The following is an 18,400-nucleotide window of genomic DNA, read 5'->3' as shown; positions in this document are numbered from 1 at the left end:
GATTAGTCCTCCCCCAGGATCTGCGGCACCTTGAAACGCTGCTGCTCCTGGGCCGGGGCGCCGGAGAGCGCCTGCTCGGGGGTGAGCGACGGACGGACCTCGTCCGCGCGCATGACGTTCGTCAGCGGCAGCGGGTGGGAGGTCGGCGGTACGTCTTGGTCGGCGACCTCGCTGACGCGGGCGACCGCGCCGATGATGTCGTCGAGCTGGCCTGCGAAGTGGTCGAGCTCTTCGGGCTTCAGCTCCAGACGCGCCAGCCGGGCGAGGTGGGCGACCTCCTCGCGCGTGATGCCAGGCATGCAGCGATCCTCTGGGGTGAGTGTGTGTGGTTTGGCCTCAATCCTATGGGTCCCCGACCTGTGCCCGGTAAACGGTTATGCCCGCACGGTCTCTGTACCTCTCCGGCTGCGGCCCGGTGGGGCTTCTCGCGCAGTTCCCCGCGCCCCTGAAGCGAGCTTCGCTCGCCCTTCAGGGGCGCGGGGAACTGCGCGACCAGCCACGACGAGAGCCGCACCCGATCGACGACGGATCAGGCCTCGTCGGCGCCGGGCAGGGCCACGGTGGCGGCCCGCTGCCAGCCGCGGTCACCCCGGGCCCGGAGCCACGCAGTGGTCTCGTCGGGCGGCATCGCGGCGGCGACGAGCCACCCCTGCACCGCGTCACACCCCAGATCCCGCAGCCGCTCCCACGTCTCGTCGTCCTCCACGCCCTCGGCGACGACGAGCAGCCCGAGCGAGTGCGCCAGGTCCACGGTGCACCGCACGATCTCGGCGTCCTCGGTGTCCACCGCGAGCCGCGCCACGAACGACCGGTCGATCTTCAGCTCGCTGACCGGCAACCGCCGCAGATGCACCAGCGACGAGTACCCGGTACCGAAGTCGTCGAGCGACATCTTCACCCCGTGACCGGTCAGCCCGGCCAGGGTGTCGGCGGCCCGCTGCGGGTCCTCCAGAAGCACATGTTCCGTTATCTCCAGCTGAAGCGATCCGGCGGGAACCCCGTGCCGGGCCAGCCGCGCGGCGACGGCGCCCGCGAACCCGGGGGTGTGCACGTCGCGCGGCGACACGTTCACCGCGACGGGCACGTACAGCCCCTGGGCGCGCCAGCGCGCGACCTGGGCCAGCGCCGTCTCGAGGACGTACTCGGTCAGGTGCGGCATGAGGCCGGAGGACTCGGCGATGGCGATGAACTCGTCAGGCGGAACCTTCCCGCGCTCGGGATGCACCCACCGCACCAGCGCCTCGAGCCCGGCCACCTGCCCGTCGAAACGGACCTTCGGCTGGTAGTGCAGCTCCACGTCGCCCGCGTCGAGCGCGCGCCGCAGATCGCCCAACAGGCCGAGCCGGTCCGGGGTGTTGGAGTCCCGCTTCGACTCGTAGACCTCGACGCCCGTACGGTCCCGCTTGGCCTGGTACATCGCGACGTCGGCCCGGCGCAGCAGCCCTTCGGCGTCGAGGGCGTGGTCCGGGAAGACGGCGAGGCCCGCGCTCGCTTCGAGGACCAGCGTGAGTCCGTCGAGGTCGAGCGGCGAGCCGAGGGCGGCGACCAGCGCACGGGCCACCCGGGACGCGGACGTCGTCGAGTCGGCGACCGGCAGCAGCACGGCGAACTCGTCCCCGCCGAGCCGCGCGGCCTCCGCCCCGCGCGGCAGTGCGGCTCTCAGCCGGTCCGCGATCTGCAGCAGGAGCCGGTCGCCGGCGAGGTGCCCGAGGGTGTCGTTCACCGAGCGGAACCGGTCGAGGTCGATCAGCATGAGCGCGCTGCGGGCGCCGATCCGCTCGGCGTCGTCGAGCGCGGTCCAGGTGCGTTCGAGCAGCCACTGCCGGTTGGGCAGTCCGGTGAGCGGGTCGCGCAGCTGCTCCTCGGCGCGGGCGCGGGCGATCCAGAGCGTGGAGTCGAGCGCGATCAGCGGGATCGAGAACAGCGGCAGCAGCACGGGCAGCGCGATGGCGACGACGCAGACCAGCGGCGCGAGGCCGAGCAGCGCGACGCCGACCAGGCCCTGCCGGACGAGCGCGGTGCGGTCGACCTTGGGCAGGCCGGAGCTGCGCGGCGCGTGCACGTAGTAGAGCAGGAGCCGGGTGACCAGCAGGTACGAGGCCGCGACCAGGGCGATCTCGGGGGCCGTGAAGAAGTCCCAGGTCTCCGGCTTCCAGGGGGTCTCGACGGACGGTACGCGGCCGAACGCGGCCAGCACGAGGGCGCCCGCCCCGATGCCGAGGATGTCGATCGCGCCGTGCAGCACGCCCTGGCGCCAGCGGTGTCTGCGGGCGACGCCGACGAGCACGACGACGGTGAGGCTGACCATCCCGGCGGGCACCCAGCCGTACAGCAGCAGGACGGCGAGGGTGAGGGCGCCGCCGGAGCCGGTGCCGCCCCACCAGCGGTCACGGCCGAGGGCGACGAGATGGCCGACGATGATGCCGGTCAGGACCGCGAGGGACCAGCCGACGACGCCGGCCGGGAAGAGCGCGTGGCTCCCGGTGAACGCCCGGTAGAACCCGGCGGCGAGCACCACGGCGGCGAGCGCGACGACCGCGCCGGGCAGCAGCGGGAGCGCCGTCGCCCGGGCGCTGTCGGCCGGTCCGCCGTGGTGGTTCTGGGCGGGGGTGGCCACGCCCACATGGCCGCCCGAGGTCAGGGCGGCGGGGTGCCGCTCGACGGGAAAGACGGTCGTGCCCTCGGCCCGGGCGCCGGCGCCCTGCGGCTCCACGCCCGCCGGGCCCTGGAGGTCGAAGGCCGCCCGGCCGCCCCGGGTCCGGTCCGCGCCGAGCCGGGCGAGACCCAGCCCGCTCTCACGCCACCAATTGCGCCAGTTCACCACACCACCGCGTTCGCTCTCCCCGTGACCGCTGTCGCTGTCCCCGCCGCCCTCGTCGGGGCGTCGGGCCGTGCCGCGCCGCAGCCGCCGGCGCGGACGCAGTCGTGAGTCCGGGGCGGCGCTCTCGGTCGGTTCCATTCCCGTCCCTCTCACAGCCGGCGGTGCCCATGTCCGCAGCCCGCTCCCCTGGCTTCTGCGGAGCGGAGGTTGCCCCATCCGCAGCAGGACACGGCAGGCGCACACCCTCAACAGTAGGCCGCAGAAGGCTTCCACGGGCACCAGACGGACGCGCCCGGCCGTGGATACCCGAATGCGACCCGGCCACCCGTATGCATCTGATATGCGCTGAACGGGTGGCCTTCAACCGCTACTCCTCAGTCGGTTGTTCGGCGGGAAGCGCCAGTTCGGCAGCGGCGTCGGGTCCTTGTTCGAGCAGCACGGCGAAGCCGTCCTCGTCCAGAACCGGAACCTTCACCTGCATGGCCTTGTCGTATTTGGATCCCGGGTTGTCCCCGACAACGACAAAGGACGTCTTCTTGGAAACGGAACCTGTCACCTTGGCGCCTCTGCTCTGCAGGGCGTCCTTCGCGCCGTCCCGGGTGAAGTTCTGGAGGGTGCCGGTGACGACGACGGTGAGGCCTTCGAGCGGGCGCGGCCCCTCGTCCTCACCGCTCCCTTCCTCCTCCGTGCGCACACCGGCCGCACGCCATTTCCGCAGGATCTCCCGATGCCAGTCCTCGGCGAACCACTGCTTCACGGAGGCCGCGATGATCCCGCCGACCCCGTCGGTGGCGGCCAGCTCCTCCTCGGTGGCCTGATCGATGCGGTCGATCGACCGGAACTCGCGGGCCAGCGCCTCGGCGGCGACGGGGCCCACGTGCCGGATCGAGAGGCCGTTGATGATCCGGGCGAGCGGGCGGTCCTTGGCGGCGGCGATGTTCTCCAGCATCGACACCGCGTTCTTCCGGGGCTCGCCCTTCTGGTTGGCGAAGACCGTGACGACCTTGTCCTCGCCGGTCTTCGGGTCCCGCTTGGGCAGGCCGCTGTCGGGGTCGAGGACATAGGCCTTGATGGGCAGCAGCTGCTCGATGGTGAGGTCGAACAGATCGCCCTCGTCGGTCAGCGGCGGCTCGGCGGGCTCCAGCGGAGCGGTGAGCGCGGCGGCGGCGACCGCCCCGAAGTTCTCGATGTCCAGGCACTGGCGGCCGCCCAGATAGAACAGCCGCTCCCGCAACTGGGCCGGGCACGTGCGGGCGTTGGGACACCGCAGGTCGATGTCGCCCTCCTTCATGGCCCGCAGCGGCGTACCGCACTCGGGGCATTCGGCGGGCATCACGAACTCGTACTCGCTGCCGTCGCGCAGGTCGACGACGGGGCCGAGGATCTCGGGGATGACGTCACCGGCCTTGCGGATGACGACGGTGTCCCCGATGAGCACGCCCTTCTTCTTGACGATCTCCTGGTTGTGCAGCGTCGCGAACTCGACCTCGGAGCCCGCCACCGTCACCGGCTCGACCTGCGCGTACGGGGTGACGCGGCCGGTGCGGCCCACGCCGACCCGGATGTTGACCAGCTTGGTGTTGACCTCTTCGGGCGGGAACTTCCAGGCGATGGCCCAGCGCGGGGCGCGCGCGGTGGAGCCGAGCCGGCCCTGGAGCGGGATCTCGTCGAGCTTGATGACGGCGCCGTCGATCTCGTGCTCCACGGAGTGGCGGTTCTCCCCGAAGTACGCGATGAACTCCCGTACGCCGTCGAGGTCGTCGACCACCCTGTTGTGCTTCGCGGTGGGCAGGCCCCACTCGCGCAGCAGGTCGTACGCCTGCGACAGGCGGTCGATGTCGAAGCCCTCGCGGGCGCCGATGCCGTGCACGACCATGTGCAGCGGGCGGGTCGCGGTGACCCGGGGGTCCTTCTGGCGGAGCGAACCCGCCGCCGCGTTGCGCGGGTTGGCGAAGGGCTTGTCGCCGGCCTCGACCAGCCGGGCGTTCAGCTCCTCGAACTTCTCCATCGGGAAGAAGACCTCGCCGCGGATCTCGACGAGGTCCGGGATGCGCTCGCCCCGGAGGCGGTCGGGGATCTCGGCGATCGTGCGGACGTTGGGCGTGATGTCCTCGCCGACGCGGCCGTCGCCGCGGGTGGCCGCGCGGGTCAGGCGTCCGTGCTCGTACGTCAGGTTGACCGCGAGGCCGTCGATCTTCAGCTCGCACAGGAAGTGATAGCCGGGCGCGCCGACGTCCTTGTGGACGCGCTCGGCCCAGGCCGCCAACTCCAGGTCGTCGAAGGCGTTGTCGAGCGAGAGCATGCGCTCGCGGTGCTCGACGGCCGTGAACTCCGTCTCGTAGTGACCGGACACCTTCTGGGTCGGCGAGTCGGGGGTGCGCAGCTCGGTGTACTGCTCCTCAAGGGCTTCGAGGGAGCGCAGCAGCTTGTCGAACTCGGCGTCGGAGACGACCGGCGCGTCCTTCACGTAGTACCGGAAGCGGTGCTCTTCGATCTGCTCGGCCAGCCGGGCGTGCTCGTCCCGCGCCGACGCGGGCACGGAACTCTCGGTCTCCGCCACCTTCTCGTCCTCCCGTTTGCCTTCGTCCCCGGTCACTCAGGGTTGTCCGCGAGTGATCTCGCCGCCCGGGCGCAGTGGGCGAGCGCCGCGCGGGCGTACGCGGGCGACGCGCCCGCGAGTCCGCACGACGGCGTGACCACGACCGAGTCCGCGAGCGACCCCGGATTCAGCCCCAGCCTGCGCCACAGCGTCCTGACACCCATGACGCTACCGGCAGGGTCCGACAATGCGGTGTCCACGCCCGGCACGACACCGGCGAAGAGCCGGGTGCCTCCCTCGACGGCCTCGCCGATCGCCTCGTCGTCACGCTCGGTGAGCAGCGAGAAGTCGAAGGAGATCGCGTCGGCGCCGGCCCGGCGCAGCAGCGCGAACGGGACGTCGGGGGCGCAGGAGTGGACGACGGCGGGTCCGTCGGTGTGGACGCCGAGGACGTCGCGCAGGGTGCTCTCCACGAGCTGCCGGTCGACGGCGCGGTGGGTGCGGTACTCGCTCGCGGTCCTGATCTGTCCGCGCAGGACGGCGATGAGGGAGGGCTCGTCGAGCTGGAGCACGAGGTGGGCGCCGGGGACGCGGCGGCGCAGGTCGGCGAGGTGGGCGCGCAGGCCCTCGGCGAGCGAGCCCGCGAGGTCGCGGCAGGCGCCCGGGTCGGAGAGCGCGGCCTCGCCGTTGCGCAGCTCCAGCGCGGCGGCGAGGGTCCACGGCCCGACGGCCTGCACCTTGAGCGGTCCCTCGTAGCCCTGGGTGAACTCCTCCAGCGCGTCGAGGTCTTCGCCCAGCCACGACCTGGCGCGCTTGGTGTCGCGGCCGGGCCGGTCGCCGATCCGCCAGCCGCTGGGCTCCACGCGCGCGTACAGGTCGACGAGCAGTCCCGCGGTCCTGCCGATCATGTCGGCGCCCGGCCCGCGCGCGGGCAGCTCGGCGAGGAACGGGAAGTCCTCGAAGCTGCCGGTGACGGTCTTGGCGGCCTCCCGGGCGTCACCGCCGGGCATCGACCCGACGCCGGTCGCGGGCCCCCACTTGAAGTCGCTCTTTTCGCTCACGCAAGCAGGGTACGTAACGCCTGCCGGCGAGGAGCGGGGTGTACGGCTCGAGGCTGCGCCCCTCGGTGCCGGGTCGTGACCGGCGGGTGCTGCCGGTGGCGGAGTGACGGTCGTGCGTGGCTGGTCGCGCAGTTCCCCGCGCCCCTGTCGGGGCCCTGGCGAGCCCCGGCCGTCAGCGTCCCGGGCGGACCGTCAGGTCGTTCACCTCGGCGTCGCGCGGGAGGTCGAGGGCCATGACGATGGTGGTGGCCATCGACTCGGGGTCGATCCAGCGGGCCGCGTCGTACTCCTTGCCCTCCTGCTGGTGCACCTTGGCCTGCATGGGGCTGGCGGTGCGGCCGGGGTAGACGGACGTGACCCGTACGCCGTTGCCGTGCTCCTCCTGGCGCAGCGAGTCGGCGAGGGCCTTCAGGCCGTGCTTGGAGGCGGCGTACGCGGACCAGTCGGCGCTCGCGTTGAGGCCCGCGCCGGAGTTGACGAACACCACGTGCCCCTGGGCGAGCCGGAGTTGGGGCAGGAAGTGGCGGGTCAGCTCGGCCGGGGCGATGAGGTTGACGTTGAGCTGGTGGCGCCAGGTCTTCGGGGTCAGCTCACCCACCGGGCCCAGGTCGACGACGCCGGCGATGTGCAGCAGCGAGTCGACCCGGTCGGGCAGCGACTGGTGGGAGAAGGCCCACGACAGCTTGTCCGGGTCGGCCAGGTCGCCGACGAGGGTGCGGGCGCCGGGGAACTCGGCGGCGAGTTCCTTGGCGCGGCCCGCGTCGCGCGCGTGGAGGACGAGCTGGTCCCCGCGCGCGTGGAGGCGCCGGGCGACGGCGGCGCCGATGCCGGATCCGGCGCCGGTGATCACATGTGTGGCTGTGCTGGTCATGGGCGCCATGCTCGCACTACCGCTGCCCGTACGACTCTTCGAGGTAGGCGAGGGCGCCGACCGGCTCCTCGGCGAAGAACACCAGGTCGGTGAGGGGGATCGGCAGGAATCCCTCGTCCTCCATGCGCCGGAACTGCTCCTTGAGGCCGTCGTAGAACCCCGCCGAGTTGAGCAGCACGATGGGCTTGTCGGTCTTCCCGTGCTTCTTCAGCTCCAGGATCTCGGTGGCCTCGTCGAGCGTCCCGGTGCCGCCCACCATGACCACGACGGCGTCGGACTTCTCCAGGAGCAGCCGCTTGCGCTCGGCGAGGTCGGCAGCGACGACCATCTCGTCGGGCGCGGTCACTGCCCGCGCCTTGGCGGCGAGGAACTCCACGGAGACCCCGACCAGTCCCCCGCCGCTCTCGTGCACCCCGTCGGCGACGACCTTCATCAGCCCGCTCTCGCTGCCGCCCCACACGAGGGTGTGCCCGCCCCTGCCGAGGAGCTCGGCGAATTCACGGGCGGGCGCGGTGTAGCGGTCGTCGAGGTCGGCGGCGGAGAGGAAGACGCAGATGTTCATGGTGTTCACGGTACGGGCCCGCGATCGGGCGGCCGCACCGGGAAGAACCCGGCCCGTGTGAGCGCTGACACAGTCATGGCTGATGGACATACGATCACGATCGAGCAGGATGCACGGCGCGTGCGCGTCGTCCGGGACGGGGAGGTGCTGGCCGACAGCACGAGGGCGCTGCTGCTGAAGGAGACCGGCTGTCCGGAGCGGCACTACATCCCTCCGGAGGATGTGCGGACCGAGCTGCTGACGCCGTCGGACACCACGACGTACTGCCCCTTCAAGGGCCACGCCTCCTACTGGTCGCTGCCCGGCGCCCAGGACCTGGTGTGGGCGTACGAGGAGCCGAAGCCCGGGGTGGCGGCGATCAAGGGCCACTTGTGCTTCTACGAGACCCAGGTCGACGCCGACTAGGGACTGCCACCGCGTGGGGCGTGGTCGAATACGGGGACACGCAGAGACACCGCGCGCGGCGAAGGGTGAGACCGTCATGACGTACGGCGACGGGCAGCAGAACGTTCCCCAGGGCGGCTTCGGGCCGCCGCCCGCGCATCCGCCGGTCTTTCCCCCGCCGCCGTCCGTGCCCCCGGCGGTGGGCCCCGCTCCGGGCCCCGAGTTCATCGCCGCCGACGACCACAACGGACTGGTGGTCGACTCCGACGGCGTCCACTTCGAGCAGGGGCCGCACGGGATCGACCTCCCGTGGGCGTATGTGCGCACGGTGCGGTTCCAGCCCGTGCCGGACGGCCTGTACGTGACCGCGGTGATGACGGACGGCCCGGTCTACGAGTGCCGGGTCCGGGCCCGCCGCCGCTCCGTGGCGACGCAGTGGAGCACCGACCTCGCGGGGGTGCTCCACCACTATCTGGCGGGCCGGGTCAGCGGCTAGGCGACCGCCGTCGCCCGGTCGGTCGTCGCGATCGTCGCCGAGCCGACCACGCGCGTGCCCGCGTAGAGCACGATCGCCTGGCCGGGCGCGACGCCGCGCACCGGGGCGTCGAAGGACACCCGCAGCTCGTCGTCGACCAGCTCCGCCGTCACCTCGGTCTCGCCGCCGTGGGCGCGGAGCTGGGCCGTGTACGTGCCGGGGCCCGTGGGGGCCGCGCCGCACCAGCGGGGCTTGATCGCGGTCAGGGCGGACACGTCGAGGGCGGCCACCGGGCCCACCGTCACCGTGTTGTTCACCGGGGAGATGTCCAGGACGTAGCGGGGCTTGCCGTCGGGGGCCGGGGTGCCGATGCGCAGGCCCTTGCGCTGGCCGATGGTGTAGCCGTACGCGCCCTCGTGGGTGCCCAGCTTGGTGCCCGACTCGTCAACGATGTCGCCCTCCGCCTTGCCGAGGCGGGAGGCCAGGAAGCCCTGGGTGTCGCCGTCGGCGATGAAGCAGATGTCGTGGGAGTCGGGCTTCTTGGCGACGGCGAGGCCGCGGCGCTCGGCCTCCGCGCGGATCTCGTCCTTCGTCGTCTCGGTGTCGCCGAGCGGGAACATCGCGTGGGCGAGCTGGCGGTCGTCCAGGACGCCGAGGACATAGCTCTGGTCCTTGGCCATGTCGGCCGCGCGGTGCAGCTCGCGGTCGCCGTTCTCGTTGACGATCACCTGCGCGTAGTGGCCCGTGCAGACCGCGTCGAAGCCGAGGGCCAGCGCCTTGTCGAGCAGCGCGGCGAACTTGATCTTCTCGTTGCAGCGCAGGCACGGGTTCGGGGTGCGCCCGGCCTCGTACTCGGCGACGAAGTCCTCGACGACGTCCTCGCGGAAGCGGTCGGCGAGGTCCCAGACGTAGAACGGGATGCCGATGACGTCCGCCGCGCGGCGCGCGTCGCGGGAGTCCTCGATGGTGCAACAGCCACGGGCGCCGGTGCGGAACGACTGCGGGTTCGCCGACAGGGCGAGGTGGACGCCTGTCACGTCGTGGCCGGCTTCCGCGGCGCGGGCAGCCGCGACGGCGGAGTCGACGCCGCCGGACATGGCGGCGAGAACGCGGAGGGGGCGGTCCTGGGCGGGGCGCTGCGCTGCGTGCGAGGTCTGGGAAGTCATAGCACTAACAGAGTACGGGGAGCCTGGAACCGAATCGCTCCGATATCCGTTATGGAACATGTACGCGAAAGGTGGGACGGGGGCGCCGCGTGGGGAAGCAGGGGTCGGGTGGCAAGGACCGTGACCGGGGCGTCAGCCGGCGGACCTTGATCGTCGGCGGGCTGGTGTCGGCCGTGGGTGTCGGTGTGCTGGCGCGCGGTGATCTCGCCCGGATGTGGTGGCAGATGCCCGGCGTGGACAAGCCGCGCACGGCGGGCGAGGTGGACTTCAAGGGCGCGGAGTGGGTGGCGGCGGCCGCGGCGAACTGGCGGCGGGCGGACCGCCCCGCGGACTACCCGATCGACATGGTCGTCATCCATGTCACGCAGGGCAGTTACAGCGGCACGCTGCAGGTGTTCAAGGACCCGTGGCACGGGGCGTCCGCGCACTACGTCGTGCGCAAGGACGGGCACATCGCGCAGATGATCCGGGAGCTGGACGTCGCGTTCCACGCGGGGAACAGGGACTACAACCAGCGCAGCATCGGCATCGAGCACGAAGGCTTCGTGGACCGGCCGGAGGACTTCACCGACGCGATGTACGCGGCCTCGGCGAAGCTGACCGCGGGGATCTGCAGACGGTACGGGATACCGGTGGACCGCAAGCACATCATCGGGCACGTGGAGGTACCGGGCACCGACCACACCGATCCCGGGCCGCACTGGGACTGGGACCGGTACATGAAGCTCGTACGGGCGGCCTACAAGGCGAACAGGCCGACCCGGACGGACAGGCGTCCCGGGTCGGCGAAGGCCTGACGGGTCAGCTCAGGCCGGCCGTGCGGGCGCGTTCCGCCGCCGGGCCGATCGCCTTCGCGACCGCCTCGACGTCGGCGCTCGTCGAGGTGTGGCCGAGGGAGAAGCGCAGCGTGCCGCGGGCCAGGTCGGGGTCGGTGCCGGTGGCGAGGAGGACGTGGCTGGGCTGGGCGATGCCCGCGGTGCAGGCCGAGCCGGTGGAGCACTCGATGCCCTGCGCGTCCAGGAGGAGGAGCAGGGAGTCGCCCTCGCAGCCGGGGAAGGTGAAGTGGGCGTTGGCGGGGAGGCGGCCGCCGGGGGCCGGGTCGCCGCCGAGGATCGCCTCGGGGACCGCGGTGCGCACCGCGGTGACCAGGTCGTCCCGCAGCGCGCCGATCTCGCGGGCGAACCGGTCACGGTGCTCGTGGGCCAGCCGGCCCGCCGTCGCGAAGGAGGCGATGGCGGGGACGTCGAGGGTGCCGGAGCGGACGTGCCGCTCCTGGCCGCCGCCGTGCAGGACGGGTACGGGCGTGTACTCGCGGCCGAGCAGCAGCGCGCCGATGCCGTACGGGCCGCCGATCTTGTGGCCGGACACGGTCATCGCCGCGAGGCCGGAGGCCGCGAAGTCGACCGGGATCTGGCCGTAGGCCTGGACCGCGTCGGCGTGCAGCGGGATGTCGAACTCCTGTGCCACGTCGGCGAGTTCGCGCACCGGCTGGATGGTGCCGATCTCATTGTTGGCCCACATGACGGTGGCCAGGGCGACATCGGCCGGGTTGCGCCCGATCGCGTCCCGGAGCGCCTCGGCGTGGACGCGGCCGTGCGCGTCGACGGGGAGGTACTCGACGGTGGCACCCTCGTGCTCGGCGAGCCAGTGCACGGCGTCGAGGACGGCGTGGTGCTCGACGGGGCTGGACAGGACGCGGGTGCGGGCCGGGTCGGCGGCGCGGCGGGCCCAGTACAGGCCCTTGACGGCGAGGTTGTCGGCCTCGGTGCCGCCCGAGGTGAAGACGACCTCGCTGGGGCGGGCGCCGAGCGACTCGGCGAGGGTCTCGCGGGACTCCTCGACCGTGCGGCGGGCGCGGCGTCCGGCGGCGTGCAGGGACGAGGCGTTGCCGGTGACGGCGAGCTGGGCGGTCAGCGCCTCGACCGCCTCCGGAAGCATCGGGGTGGTCGCGGCGTGGTCGAGGTAAGCCATGGTGGGCACGATTCTACGAGCCCGCCGGAGCCCTTCGGCCGCCGCATGGGGTCCCGTTCCCACGCGCGGCCCACCAGGGGCGTCAGCCCGTGATGCTCCAGGAGAACGTGCCGTCGGCGGCGACGAGGGCGCCGAGCACGACGAGGTCGGCGACACCGAGGCCGAGACCGAGCAGGGCCCGGCCGCGCCGCTCGGTGCCGCGCCACAGCGCGAGGCCCGCGAGGACGATCGCGACGGGGCCGAGGAAGACGTTCATGACGAGCAGGCCGACGAGGCCGAGGACGAACGAGGCGACGGCCATGCCGTCGGTGTCACGGCGTCCGGCGGGCCGGGCGGCCTTGGTCGGCGCCTGTGCGGTGAGCTGCATGGTGGTACCCCCTGAATGGACTGGTTGCGTACTCAGTGCTGGTGGCGGCGACCGCGCTCGCGCACGGCGAAGACGGCCAGCCAGACGCCGATGACGGCGGCGGCCACGAGCGTGAAGGACAGCGGTGCGTGGGCGACGGTGCCGAGGGCGAAGCCCAGGAGCAGCAGGGCCACTACGAGGAACAGCACGGGAAACCTCTCAGAGTTGGGTTACAACTGTTCACTGACTATTGAGTCTAACCGCGCACCCGGGTGTCCAATTACGGAGAACAGTTGTTAACTGGATGACATGAGTCACACCCTCGGCAGCCGTCAGGCGCAGAAACAGAAGACCCGGCAGGCGCTGCTCGACGCGGCGCTGGAGCTGCTGGAGGAGCAGAGCCTCAGCAGCCTGGGGCTGCGCGAGGTGACCCGGGCCGTGGGCATGGCGCCGACCGCGTTCTACCGGCACTTCGACTCGATCGCCGATCTCGGGACCGCGCTGGTGGAGGAGGCGGTCGGCAGTCTGCACGTGGTCGTCTCGGAGCTGCTGACGGCGACCTGGGACAGCGACGAACGCATCGCGCGGACCGTGGAGTTGATCGCCGCGCACGTGCGCGCGCACCCGGCCCATGTGCGGTTCATCGCGCGCGAGCGGCACGGCGGGGTGCAGCGGGTACGGGAGGCGATCGCCGCCCAGTTCGGGCAGTTCGCCGAGGAGGTGCGGGCGGGCCTGCGCCGGGATCCCGAGTCGGCGGGGTGGAGCGAGGACGATCTGCTGATGCTGGCCGGCCTGTACGTGGACCACATGATGATGGCGGCCGCCGCCTTCCTCACCACTCCCCCGGCCGACTCTCCCCGCGCGGCGGCGCTCGCGGAGCGGCAGTTGAGGCTGGTGAGCCTGGGGCGCAGGCACTGGCTGGACGCGTCATGAGCAACTAGCCTTACGGTCATGACAGCAGCCGACTGGACACTCGACCACGGCTTCATCGGCTCGTCCGGAGAGGTCCGCTGGAGCGTGCTCGGCGCCCCGGACGCCCCGCCCGTCGTCCTCGTCCACGGCACCCCGTTCTCGTCCTACGTGTGGCGCGCCCCCGCGCGGGCCCTCGCCGCCCGATTCCGCGTGTACGTCTGGGACCTGCCCGGCTACGGCGCCTCGGAGATGCGCTCCGGGCAGCGTGTCGGCCTCGACGTCCAGGCCCGTGTCCTCACCGAGCTGCTGGAGCACTGGGGCCTGGGCCCCGGGGGCCCGGCGCCCGCCGTCGTCGCCCATGACTTCGGCGGCGCCGTCGCCCTGCGCGCGCACCTGTTGCACGGGGCCGCCTACTCCCGGCTCGCGCTCGTGGATCCCGTGGCGCTGGCCCCCTGGGGCTCGCCCACGTACCGGCTGCTCGCCGAACACGGCGACGTCTTCCGGCAGTTGCCCGGCGAGCTGCACGAGGCGCTCGTGCACCGCTACATCAGCTCGTGCAGTCACCCCGGGCTGCGGCCCGACATCCACGCGCGGCTGGTCGCGCCCTGGCTGACCGAGGCCGGACGGGACGCCTTCTACCGGCAGATCGAGCAGAACGACCAGCGGTTCACCGACGACATCCAGGGCCGTTACGGGGAGTTGGAGCTGCCCGTTCTGGTGTGCTGGGGCGCCGAGGACACCTGGATTCCGGTCGACCGCGGGCGGGAGCTGGCCGCGATGATTCCCGGTGCCGGGCTGCGGATCATCGAGGGGGCAGGGCACCTCGTCCAGGAGGACGCTCCGGCCGAGCTCACGGGTGCGCTGCTGGAGTTCCTGGGACCGTTGCGCGGTTCCCCGCGCCCCTGAGTCGCGGCTATCCCAGGCGTACGCGGGCCAGCTGGCGGGACTGGGCGACCAGGCGGTCCTGGGTGTCCCAGACCTCGGCGTCCTCCTCCAGGAAGCCGCCCGCGAGGTTGCGGGTCGTGATCGAGACGCGGAGGGGGCCGGGGGCCGGGCGGCAGCGGATGTGGGCGGTCAGTTCGACGGTCGGGACCCAGCCCTTGAGGCCCATCTCGAACGCGGTCGGCGGCAGTGCGTCCACGGTGAGGAGCAGGGAGAGCGGGTCCGCGTCCCGGCCGTCGGCCAGGCCGAACCAGGCCCGCATCTCGCCCTTGCCCGAGGGGGCACCGAGGGCCCAGCCCAGGGTCGCCGGGTCCAGCTTCACGTCGAGGCGGTCGGTGATGGCCGAGCTGCCCGGGATGCGCGGACCGTCCGAGGGCGCGTCGGCGGCGCCGAAGCACTGCTCGACCGGCGGCATGGCGGGCGGCTTGGCGCTGGTGCGGACGTCGTCGGGGAGCGCGTCCAGGTCGCCGTACGAGGCGAGGACGCGGATCCGCTCGACCTCGGTGCCGTCCTCCGCGTACTGGAACAGGGACGCCTGGCCGGTGGAGAGGGTGCGGCCGGTGCGGACCACGTCCGTGCGGATCACGGCGGGGCCCGCCACGGAAGCGGTCAGGTAGTGCGCCGAGATCGTGAACGGGTCGGCGTGCGGCAGGGTGTCGGCGAGCGCGCGGCCCAGCACGGCGAGCAGATAGCCGCCGTTGACGGCGTTGATGATCGTCCAGCCGGCGGACAGCTCGATGTCGTAGACCCCGGGGACGGCGGGATCGCGCCGGGTGACGGCGGTGTCGCGGTCGAACTCGCTGTCGCCGATCGCGGCCGGGCCGGTGGGTGCCTGCGTGGATGCTGCGTCTGCCATGCAGGAAGCGTACGACAGCTCATTACTAAGCGGTAGCTTTAGAGACGGTCCTCACGACAGCCTCACGGTGTCTCCTCCGGCACCTCCACCGCCGTGGACCTGCGGTTCCACGCGCGCGGCGCCCGCCAGTGGTAGCGCATCGCCAGCAGCCGCAGGATGAAGGCGGTCAGCACGGCGACGCCGCTGGTGAACCCGTTGAGCGCGTCGAAGCGGATGCAGAGCACCACGATGACGGCGCCGACGATCGCGGGGACGGCGTACAGGTCGCGGTCCCAGCGCACGAGCGACGGCACCTCGTTGGCGACCATGTCGCGCAGCACACCGCCGCCGACCGCCGTGGCCAGGCCGAGCACGGCCGACGAGGTGAGGCCGAGCCCGTAGTCGTACGCCTTGGTCGTGCCGGTGACGCAGAACAGGCCGAGGCCGGCCGCGTCGAAGATGTTCACCGCGACCTGGGTGCGTTCGACCTCGGGGTGCAGGAAGAAGACGAGGGCGGCGGCGAACAGCGGGGTGATGAAGTAGCCGAGGTCGGTGAAGGCGGCCGGCGGCACGGCCCCGATGACCAGATCGCGGAACAGCCCTCCGCCCAGCGCGGTGACCTCGGCCAGGGCGCCGATGCCGAAGACGTCCCAGTTCTTGCGTACGGCCATCAGCGCGCCGGAGATGGCGAACACGAAGATGCCGACGAGGTCGAGCCAGTGCTGGACGGAGGGGGTGAACAGTTCCTGGATCACCCGATATTTTTACCTGTCGGGTTCGCGCCTAGAGCGTCGGCTTGCCCGTCGTGAACAGCCAGGTGTCGAACAGGTCGTCCAATTGCTGCCCCGAGACCCGTTCGGCGAGGGCGATGAAGTCGGACGTCCGGGCGTTCTCGTACCGGTGGAGTCGGGTCCACAGCGGGAGCAGTTTGAAGAACGCCTTGTCGCCGATGCGCTCGCGCAGCATCTGGAGGGTCATCGCGCCGCGCTGGTACACGGCGGAGGCGAACATGGTGTCGCGCTGCGGGTCGCCGACCTTCGTCTGCCAGAAGGAGGAGGTCGCCGGGCGGGAGTTGTAGCCCGCGAGGAAGGAGTCGTGGGCGGAGGCGCCGCCCTTGTGCTCGGTCCACAGCCACTGGGCGTACGTGGCGAAGCCCTCGTTGAGCCAGATGTCCCTCCACTGCTCGACGGAGACGGAGTCGCCGAACCACTGGTGGGCCAGCTCGTGGACGATCGTCGACTCGTTGCGGACGGCGGAGTAGCTGGGCTTGGACTGGGTCTCCAGGGAGAAACCGGCCTCGGGCATGTCGTCGACGACGGCGCCGGTCTCCTCGAAGGGGTACGGGCCGAAGACCTGCGACCAGTAGTCGGTGGCCTCGGCGGTGACCCCGTACACGTCGACGCTGTTGCTGTTGGCGAGGACCGGGTCGATGGCCACGTAGAGGGGGGTGCCGCCGGGGGTGCGGCCGGTCTTCACGTCGAACTTCCCGATGCTGGCGGTCGCGAGGTAGGTCGCCATCGGCTTCGACTCGCGCCAGTGGTGGACGGTCCGCGTGCCCTTGTCGGTGTCGTACGTGCTGACGAGCCGCCCGTTCGAGACTCCGGTAAGGCCCTTGGGGGCCTTGATGCGGATGTCGTACGTCGCCTTGTCGGAGGGGTGGTCGCTGGAGGGGAACCAGGTGGAGGCGGCGTTCGGCTCGCAGGCGACGAAGACGCCGTCGGCGGTCTTCATCCAGCCGTAGTCGGAGCCGAAGACGATGGGGCCGCTGAGGGGTTCGGGGACGCCGTTGTAGGTGACCGTGGCGGTGAAGGTGGCGCCCCTGCGGAGCGGGGTGCGCGGGGTGATGGTGATCTCGTCGCCGGCGCGGGTGAAGTCGGCGCGTCTGCCGTTCACTTCTATCCGGGTGACCGTGAGTTTTTGCAGGTCGAGGTCGAAGGACGAGAGGTTCTGGGTGGCCCGCGCGGTGAGGGTCGTCCGGCCGTCGAGGCGGTCGGTGTCGGGGTTGTAGGCGACGTCCAGGTCGTAGTGGCGGGCGTCGAAGCCGCCGTTGCCGAGCTCCGGGAAGTACGGGTCGCCGATGCCGGTGGAGCCGGGGGTGGGGGCGGGGGCTGCGGCGATCAGAGTGAAGGAGGCCGCCGCGACGGTGAGCGCGGCCAGTTTTGCCGAACGGGAGAGCATGTGGGCGTCCCTTCGAGCGTGATCCTGTGTGCCGGACACGGGAACTCTGCCGCTCAAGGGTGGGCGTGTACATGCCCTTTCTGGGCCATATACGCCGAGTCAGGGGCGCGGGGAACTGCGCGACCGGCCACGACGAGAGCCGAGGCCGGCCACGACCGAACCGTCTACTACTTGTCCGCCGGAGCCTCCGGCTCCTCGGCCTCCACCGCATCCGCCGGTGCCGGGACCGTCACCACGTCGATCGCCTCCTTGGCGGCCGAGAGGAGCTTGGTGTCCTCGGGGGCCTGGTCGGGGGCGTTCTCCGGGTGGTGGCAGGCGACCTGGTGGCCGGACGCGAGCTGAAGCAGCGGCGGCTCCTTCGTCGCGCACAGCTCCGTCGCCTTCCAGCAGCGGGTGTGGAAGCGGCAGCCCTTCGGCGGGTCGATCGGCGACGGGACGTCGCCGCGCAGCAGGATCCGCTCGCTCTTGACGCCGCGCCGCTTGGGGTCCGGCACCGGCACCGCGGACAGCAGCGCCTTGGTGTACGGGTGCATCGGCGTGGAGTAGAGGTCGTCGCGGTCCGCCAGCTCCACGATCTTGCCGAGGTACATCACCGCGATCCGGTCCGAGACGTGCCGGATGACCGAGAGGTCGTGCGCGATGATCACGTAGGTCAGGCCGAACTCGTCCTGGAGGTCCTCCAGGAGGTTCACGACCTGGGCCTGGATCGACACGTCGAGCGCCGAGACCGGCTCGTCCGCCACGACCAGCTTCGGCCGCAGGGCGAGCGCGCGGGCGATGCCGATGCGCTGGCGCTGGCCGCCGGAGAACTCGTGCGGGTAGCGGTTGTAGTGCTCGGGGTTGAGCCCGACCCGCTCCAGGAGGTCCTGGACCGCCTTCTTCACGCCGCCCTCGGGCTTGACGCCCTGGAGCTTGAACGGGGCGCCGACGATCGTGCCGATGTTGTGGCGCGGGTTCAGCGAGGAGTACGGGTCCTGGAAGATCATCTGCACGTCGCGGCGCAGCGGACGCATGCCGCCGGTGCCCAGGTGCGTGATGTCCTGGCCCTCGAACTCGACGCGGCCCGCGGTCGGTTCGAGCAGCCGCGTGATGAGCCGGCCCATCGTCGACTTGCCGCAGCCGGACTCGCCGACGACGCCCAGGGTCTCCCCCGCGCGGACGTCGAAGGTCAGCCCGTCGACCGCCTGCACGGCGGCGACCTGCCGCTTGAGCAGGCCCTTCTTGATCGGGAAGTGCTTGACCAGGTTCTCGACCTTGAGCAGCGGCTCGCCCGGCGCCGGGTCGGCAGAGGTCTGCGGAGTCTGGGGAGAGTCGGCCGCCTGCTGGGGGATCGTCAT

Annotated in this window: 19 protein-coding genes; 5 read left to right on the top strand and 14 right to left on the bottom strand. The window is 71.8% G+C overall.

What is annotated here, in order from left to right; all coding sequences use genetic code 11:
• Window positions 1-2: 2 nt before the first annotated feature.
• The 6 genes from gatC to K377_RS33895 form a co-directional block, all read right to left on the bottom strand.
• Window positions 3-299 carry an Asp-tRNA(Asn)/Glu-tRNA(Gln) amidotransferase subunit GatC gene (gatC, locus tag K377_RS33920; RefSeq protein WP_018531282.1) on the bottom strand — a complete coding sequence of 99 codons (297 nt, stop codon included), beginning with the start codon at window positions 297-299 and terminating at the stop codon, window positions 3-5.
• 230 nt (window positions 300-529) lie between these two features.
• Entirely contained in the window at window positions 530-2,959 is a 2,430-nt protein-coding gene (locus K377_RS33915) for a bifunctional diguanylate cyclase/phosphodiesterase (RefSeq protein ID WP_111667455.1), read from the bottom strand.
• A 229-nt stretch (window positions 2,960-3,188) separates the two neighbouring features.
• A complete protein-coding gene (ligA, locus tag K377_RS33910; protein ID WP_375605983.1) occupies window positions 3,189-5,417 on the bottom strand; it encodes an NAD-dependent DNA ligase LigA in 2,229 nt (742 codons plus the stop codon).
• Window positions 5,414-6,421 carry a methionine synthase gene (locus tag K377_RS33905; protein WP_111667454.1) on the bottom strand — a complete coding sequence of 336 codons (1,008 nt, stop codon included), beginning with the start codon at window positions 6,419-6,421 and terminating at the stop codon, window positions 5,414-5,416. The genes ligA and K377_RS33905 overlap by 4 nt, the downstream gene beginning before the upstream one ends.
• Before the next feature lie 172 nt (window positions 6,422-6,593).
• Window positions 6,594-7,292: an SDR family oxidoreductase gene (locus K377_RS33900; RefSeq protein WP_111667453.1), complete on the bottom strand. Its 699-nt coding sequence runs from the start codon at window positions 7,290-7,292 to the stop codon at window positions 6,594-6,596.
• A 16-nt stretch (window positions 7,293-7,308) separates the two neighbouring features.
• The gene (locus K377_RS33895; protein WP_161195013.1) at window positions 7,309-7,854 is read right to left on the bottom strand and encodes a TIGR00730 family Rossman fold protein; all 546 of its coding nucleotides are present in this window, start codon (window positions 7,852-7,854) and stop codon (window positions 7,309-7,311) included.
• 75 nt (window positions 7,855-7,929) lie between these two features.
• On the opposite strand from K377_RS33895, the gene K377_RS33890 reads away from it, so the two are divergent.
• Both K377_RS33890 and K377_RS33885 read left to right on the top strand, forming a co-directional pair.
• On the top strand, window positions 7,930-8,259 hold the full coding sequence (locus tag K377_RS33890) for a DUF427 domain-containing protein (protein ID WP_111667451.1): 330 nt from the start codon (window positions 7,930-7,932) through the stop codon (window positions 8,257-8,259).
• Window positions 8,260-8,335: 76 nt separating this feature from the next.
• The gene (locus tag K377_RS33885) at window positions 8,336-8,734 is read left to right on the top strand and encodes a hypothetical protein (RefSeq protein ID WP_111667450.1); all 399 of its coding nucleotides are present in this window, start codon (window positions 8,336-8,338) and stop codon (window positions 8,732-8,734) included.
• Here K377_RS33885 and mnmA read toward each other — a convergent pair.
• Window positions 8,731-9,879, bottom strand: a complete 1,149-nt coding sequence (gene mnmA / locus K377_RS33880; protein ID WP_111667449.1) for a tRNA 2-thiouridine(34) synthase MnmA — start codon at window positions 9,877-9,879, stop codon at window positions 8,731-8,733. The two genes, K377_RS33885 and mnmA, sit on opposite strands and share 4 nt — an antisense overlap.
• Window positions 9,880-9,968: 89 nt before the next feature.
• Between mnmA and K377_RS33875 the strand changes: the two genes are divergently transcribed.
• Window positions 9,969-10,676 (top strand): N-acetylmuramoyl-L-alanine amidase, encoded by a 708-nt coding sequence (locus K377_RS33875; RefSeq protein ID WP_111667448.1) that lies wholly within the window; start codon window positions 9,969-9,971, stop codon window positions 10,674-10,676.
• A 4-nt stretch (window positions 10,677-10,680) separates the two neighbouring features.
• Here K377_RS33875 and K377_RS33870 read toward each other — a convergent pair whose 3' ends face one another.
• The 3 genes from K377_RS33870 to K377_RS41875 form a co-directional block, all read right to left on the bottom strand.
• Complete coding sequence (locus K377_RS33870; RefSeq protein WP_111667447.1) at window positions 10,681-11,850, bottom strand: cysteine desulfurase family protein; 1,170 nt, start codon at window positions 11,848-11,850, stop codon at window positions 10,681-10,683.
• A gap of 82 nt (window positions 11,851-11,932) precedes the next feature.
• The gene (locus K377_RS33865; protein WP_111667446.1) at window positions 11,933-12,217 is read right to left on the bottom strand and encodes a hypothetical protein; all 285 of its coding nucleotides are present in this window, start codon (window positions 12,215-12,217) and stop codon (window positions 11,933-11,935) included.
• A 32-nt stretch (window positions 12,218-12,249) separates the two neighbouring features.
• Window positions 12,250-12,405: a hypothetical protein gene (locus K377_RS41875; protein ID WP_181512707.1), complete on the bottom strand. Its 156-nt coding sequence runs from the start codon at window positions 12,403-12,405 to the stop codon at window positions 12,250-12,252.
• Window positions 12,406-12,505: 100 nt separating this feature from the next.
• Between K377_RS41875 and K377_RS33860 the strand changes: the two genes are divergently transcribed.
• Both K377_RS33860 and K377_RS33855 read left to right on the top strand, forming a co-directional pair.
• Entirely contained in the window at window positions 12,506-13,129 is a 624-nt protein-coding gene (locus tag K377_RS33860; protein ID WP_111667445.1) for a TetR family transcriptional regulator, read from the top strand.
• A gap of 18 nt (window positions 13,130-13,147) precedes the next feature.
• Window positions 13,148-14,014: an alpha/beta fold hydrolase gene (locus K377_RS33855; RefSeq protein WP_111667444.1), complete on the top strand. Its 867-nt coding sequence runs from the start codon at window positions 13,148-13,150 to the stop codon at window positions 14,012-14,014.
• Between the two features lie 7 nt (window positions 14,015-14,021).
• Here K377_RS33855 and K377_RS33850 read toward each other — a convergent pair whose 3' ends face one another.
• The 4 genes from K377_RS33850 to K377_RS33835 all read right to left on the bottom strand — a co-directional run bounded on the left by K377_RS33850 (window position 14,022) and on the right by K377_RS33835 (window position 18,400).
• Window positions 14,022-14,906 carry a thioesterase family protein gene (locus K377_RS33850; RefSeq protein WP_111667443.1) on the bottom strand — a complete coding sequence of 295 codons (885 nt, stop codon included), beginning with the start codon at window positions 14,904-14,906 and terminating at the stop codon, window positions 14,022-14,024.
• Between the two features lie 62 nt (window positions 14,907-14,968).
• On the bottom strand, window positions 14,969-15,640 hold the full coding sequence (locus K377_RS33845) for a trimeric intracellular cation channel family protein (RefSeq protein ID WP_111667442.1): 672 nt from the start codon (window positions 15,638-15,640) through the stop codon (window positions 14,969-14,971).
• A gap of 28 nt (window positions 15,641-15,668) precedes the next feature.
• Window positions 15,669-17,063, bottom strand: coding sequence for a M1 family metallopeptidase (locus tag K377_RS33840; RefSeq protein ID WP_111667441.1), 1,395 nt, complete (start codon window positions 17,061-17,063; stop codon window positions 15,669-15,671).
• 167 nt (window positions 17,064-17,230) lie between these two features.
• Window positions 17,231-18,400 carry an ABC transporter ATP-binding protein gene (locus K377_RS33835; protein ID WP_272920585.1) on the bottom strand — a complete coding sequence of 390 codons (1,170 nt, stop codon included), beginning with the start codon at window positions 18,398-18,400 and terminating at the stop codon, window positions 17,231-17,233.

It is taken from the genome of Streptomyces sp. PsTaAH-137 (genome assembly GCF_003259365.1).
GTDB lineage: Bacteria > Actinomycetota > Actinomycetes > Streptomycetales > Streptomycetaceae > Streptomyces.
This window is presented reverse-complemented; position numbering and strand designations above follow the sequence as displayed.

Bases quoted from the DNA above. Each gene is read 5' to 3' on its own strand.
- gatC (WP_018531282.1), bottom strand. From the start codon at position 299: ATGCCTGGCATCACGCGCGAGGAGGTCGCCCACCTCGCCCGGCTGGCG.
- K377_RS33915 (WP_111667455.1), bottom strand. From the start codon at position 2,959: ATGGAACCGACCGAGAGCGCCGCCCCGGACTCACGACTGCGTCCGCGC.
- K377_RS33900 (WP_111667453.1), bottom strand. From the start codon at position 7,292: ATGACCAGCACAGCCACACATGTGATCACCGGCGCCGGATCCGGCATC.
- K377_RS33895 (WP_161195013.1), bottom strand. From the start codon at position 7,854: ATGAACATCTGCGTCTTCCTCTCCGCCGCCGACCTCGACGACCGCTAC.
- K377_RS33890 (WP_111667451.1), top strand. From the start codon at position 7,930: ATGGCTGATGGACATACGATCACGATCGAGCAGGATGCACGGCGCGTG.
- K377_RS33885 (WP_111667450.1), top strand. From the start codon at position 8,336: ATGACGTACGGCGACGGGCAGCAGAACGTTCCCCAGGGCGGCTTCGGG.
- mnmA (WP_111667449.1), bottom strand. From the start codon at position 9,879: ATGACTTCCCAGACCTCGCACGCAGCGCAGCGCCCCGCCCAGGACCGC.
- K377_RS33870 (WP_111667447.1), bottom strand. From the start codon at position 11,850: ATGGCTTACCTCGACCACGCCGCGACCACCCCGATGCTTCCGGAGGCG.
- K377_RS33865 (WP_111667446.1), bottom strand. From the start codon at position 12,217: ATGCAGCTCACCGCACAGGCGCCGACCAAGGCCGCCCGGCCCGCCGGA.
- K377_RS33860 (WP_111667445.1), top strand. From the start codon at position 12,506: ATGAGTCACACCCTCGGCAGCCGTCAGGCGCAGAAACAGAAGACCCGG.
- K377_RS33855 (WP_111667444.1), top strand. From the start codon at position 13,148: ATGACAGCAGCCGACTGGACACTCGACCACGGCTTCATCGGCTCGTCC.
- K377_RS33850 (WP_111667443.1), bottom strand. From the start codon at position 14,906: ATGGCAGACGCAGCATCCACGCAGGCACCCACCGGCCCGGCCGCGATC.
- K377_RS33840 (WP_111667441.1), bottom strand. From the start codon at position 17,063: ATGCTCTCCCGTTCGGCAAAACTGGCCGCGCTCACCGTCGCGGCGGCC.
- K377_RS33835 (WP_272920585.1), bottom strand. From the start codon at position 18,400: ATGACGATCCCCCAGCAGGCGGCCGACTCTCCCCAGACTCCGCAGACC.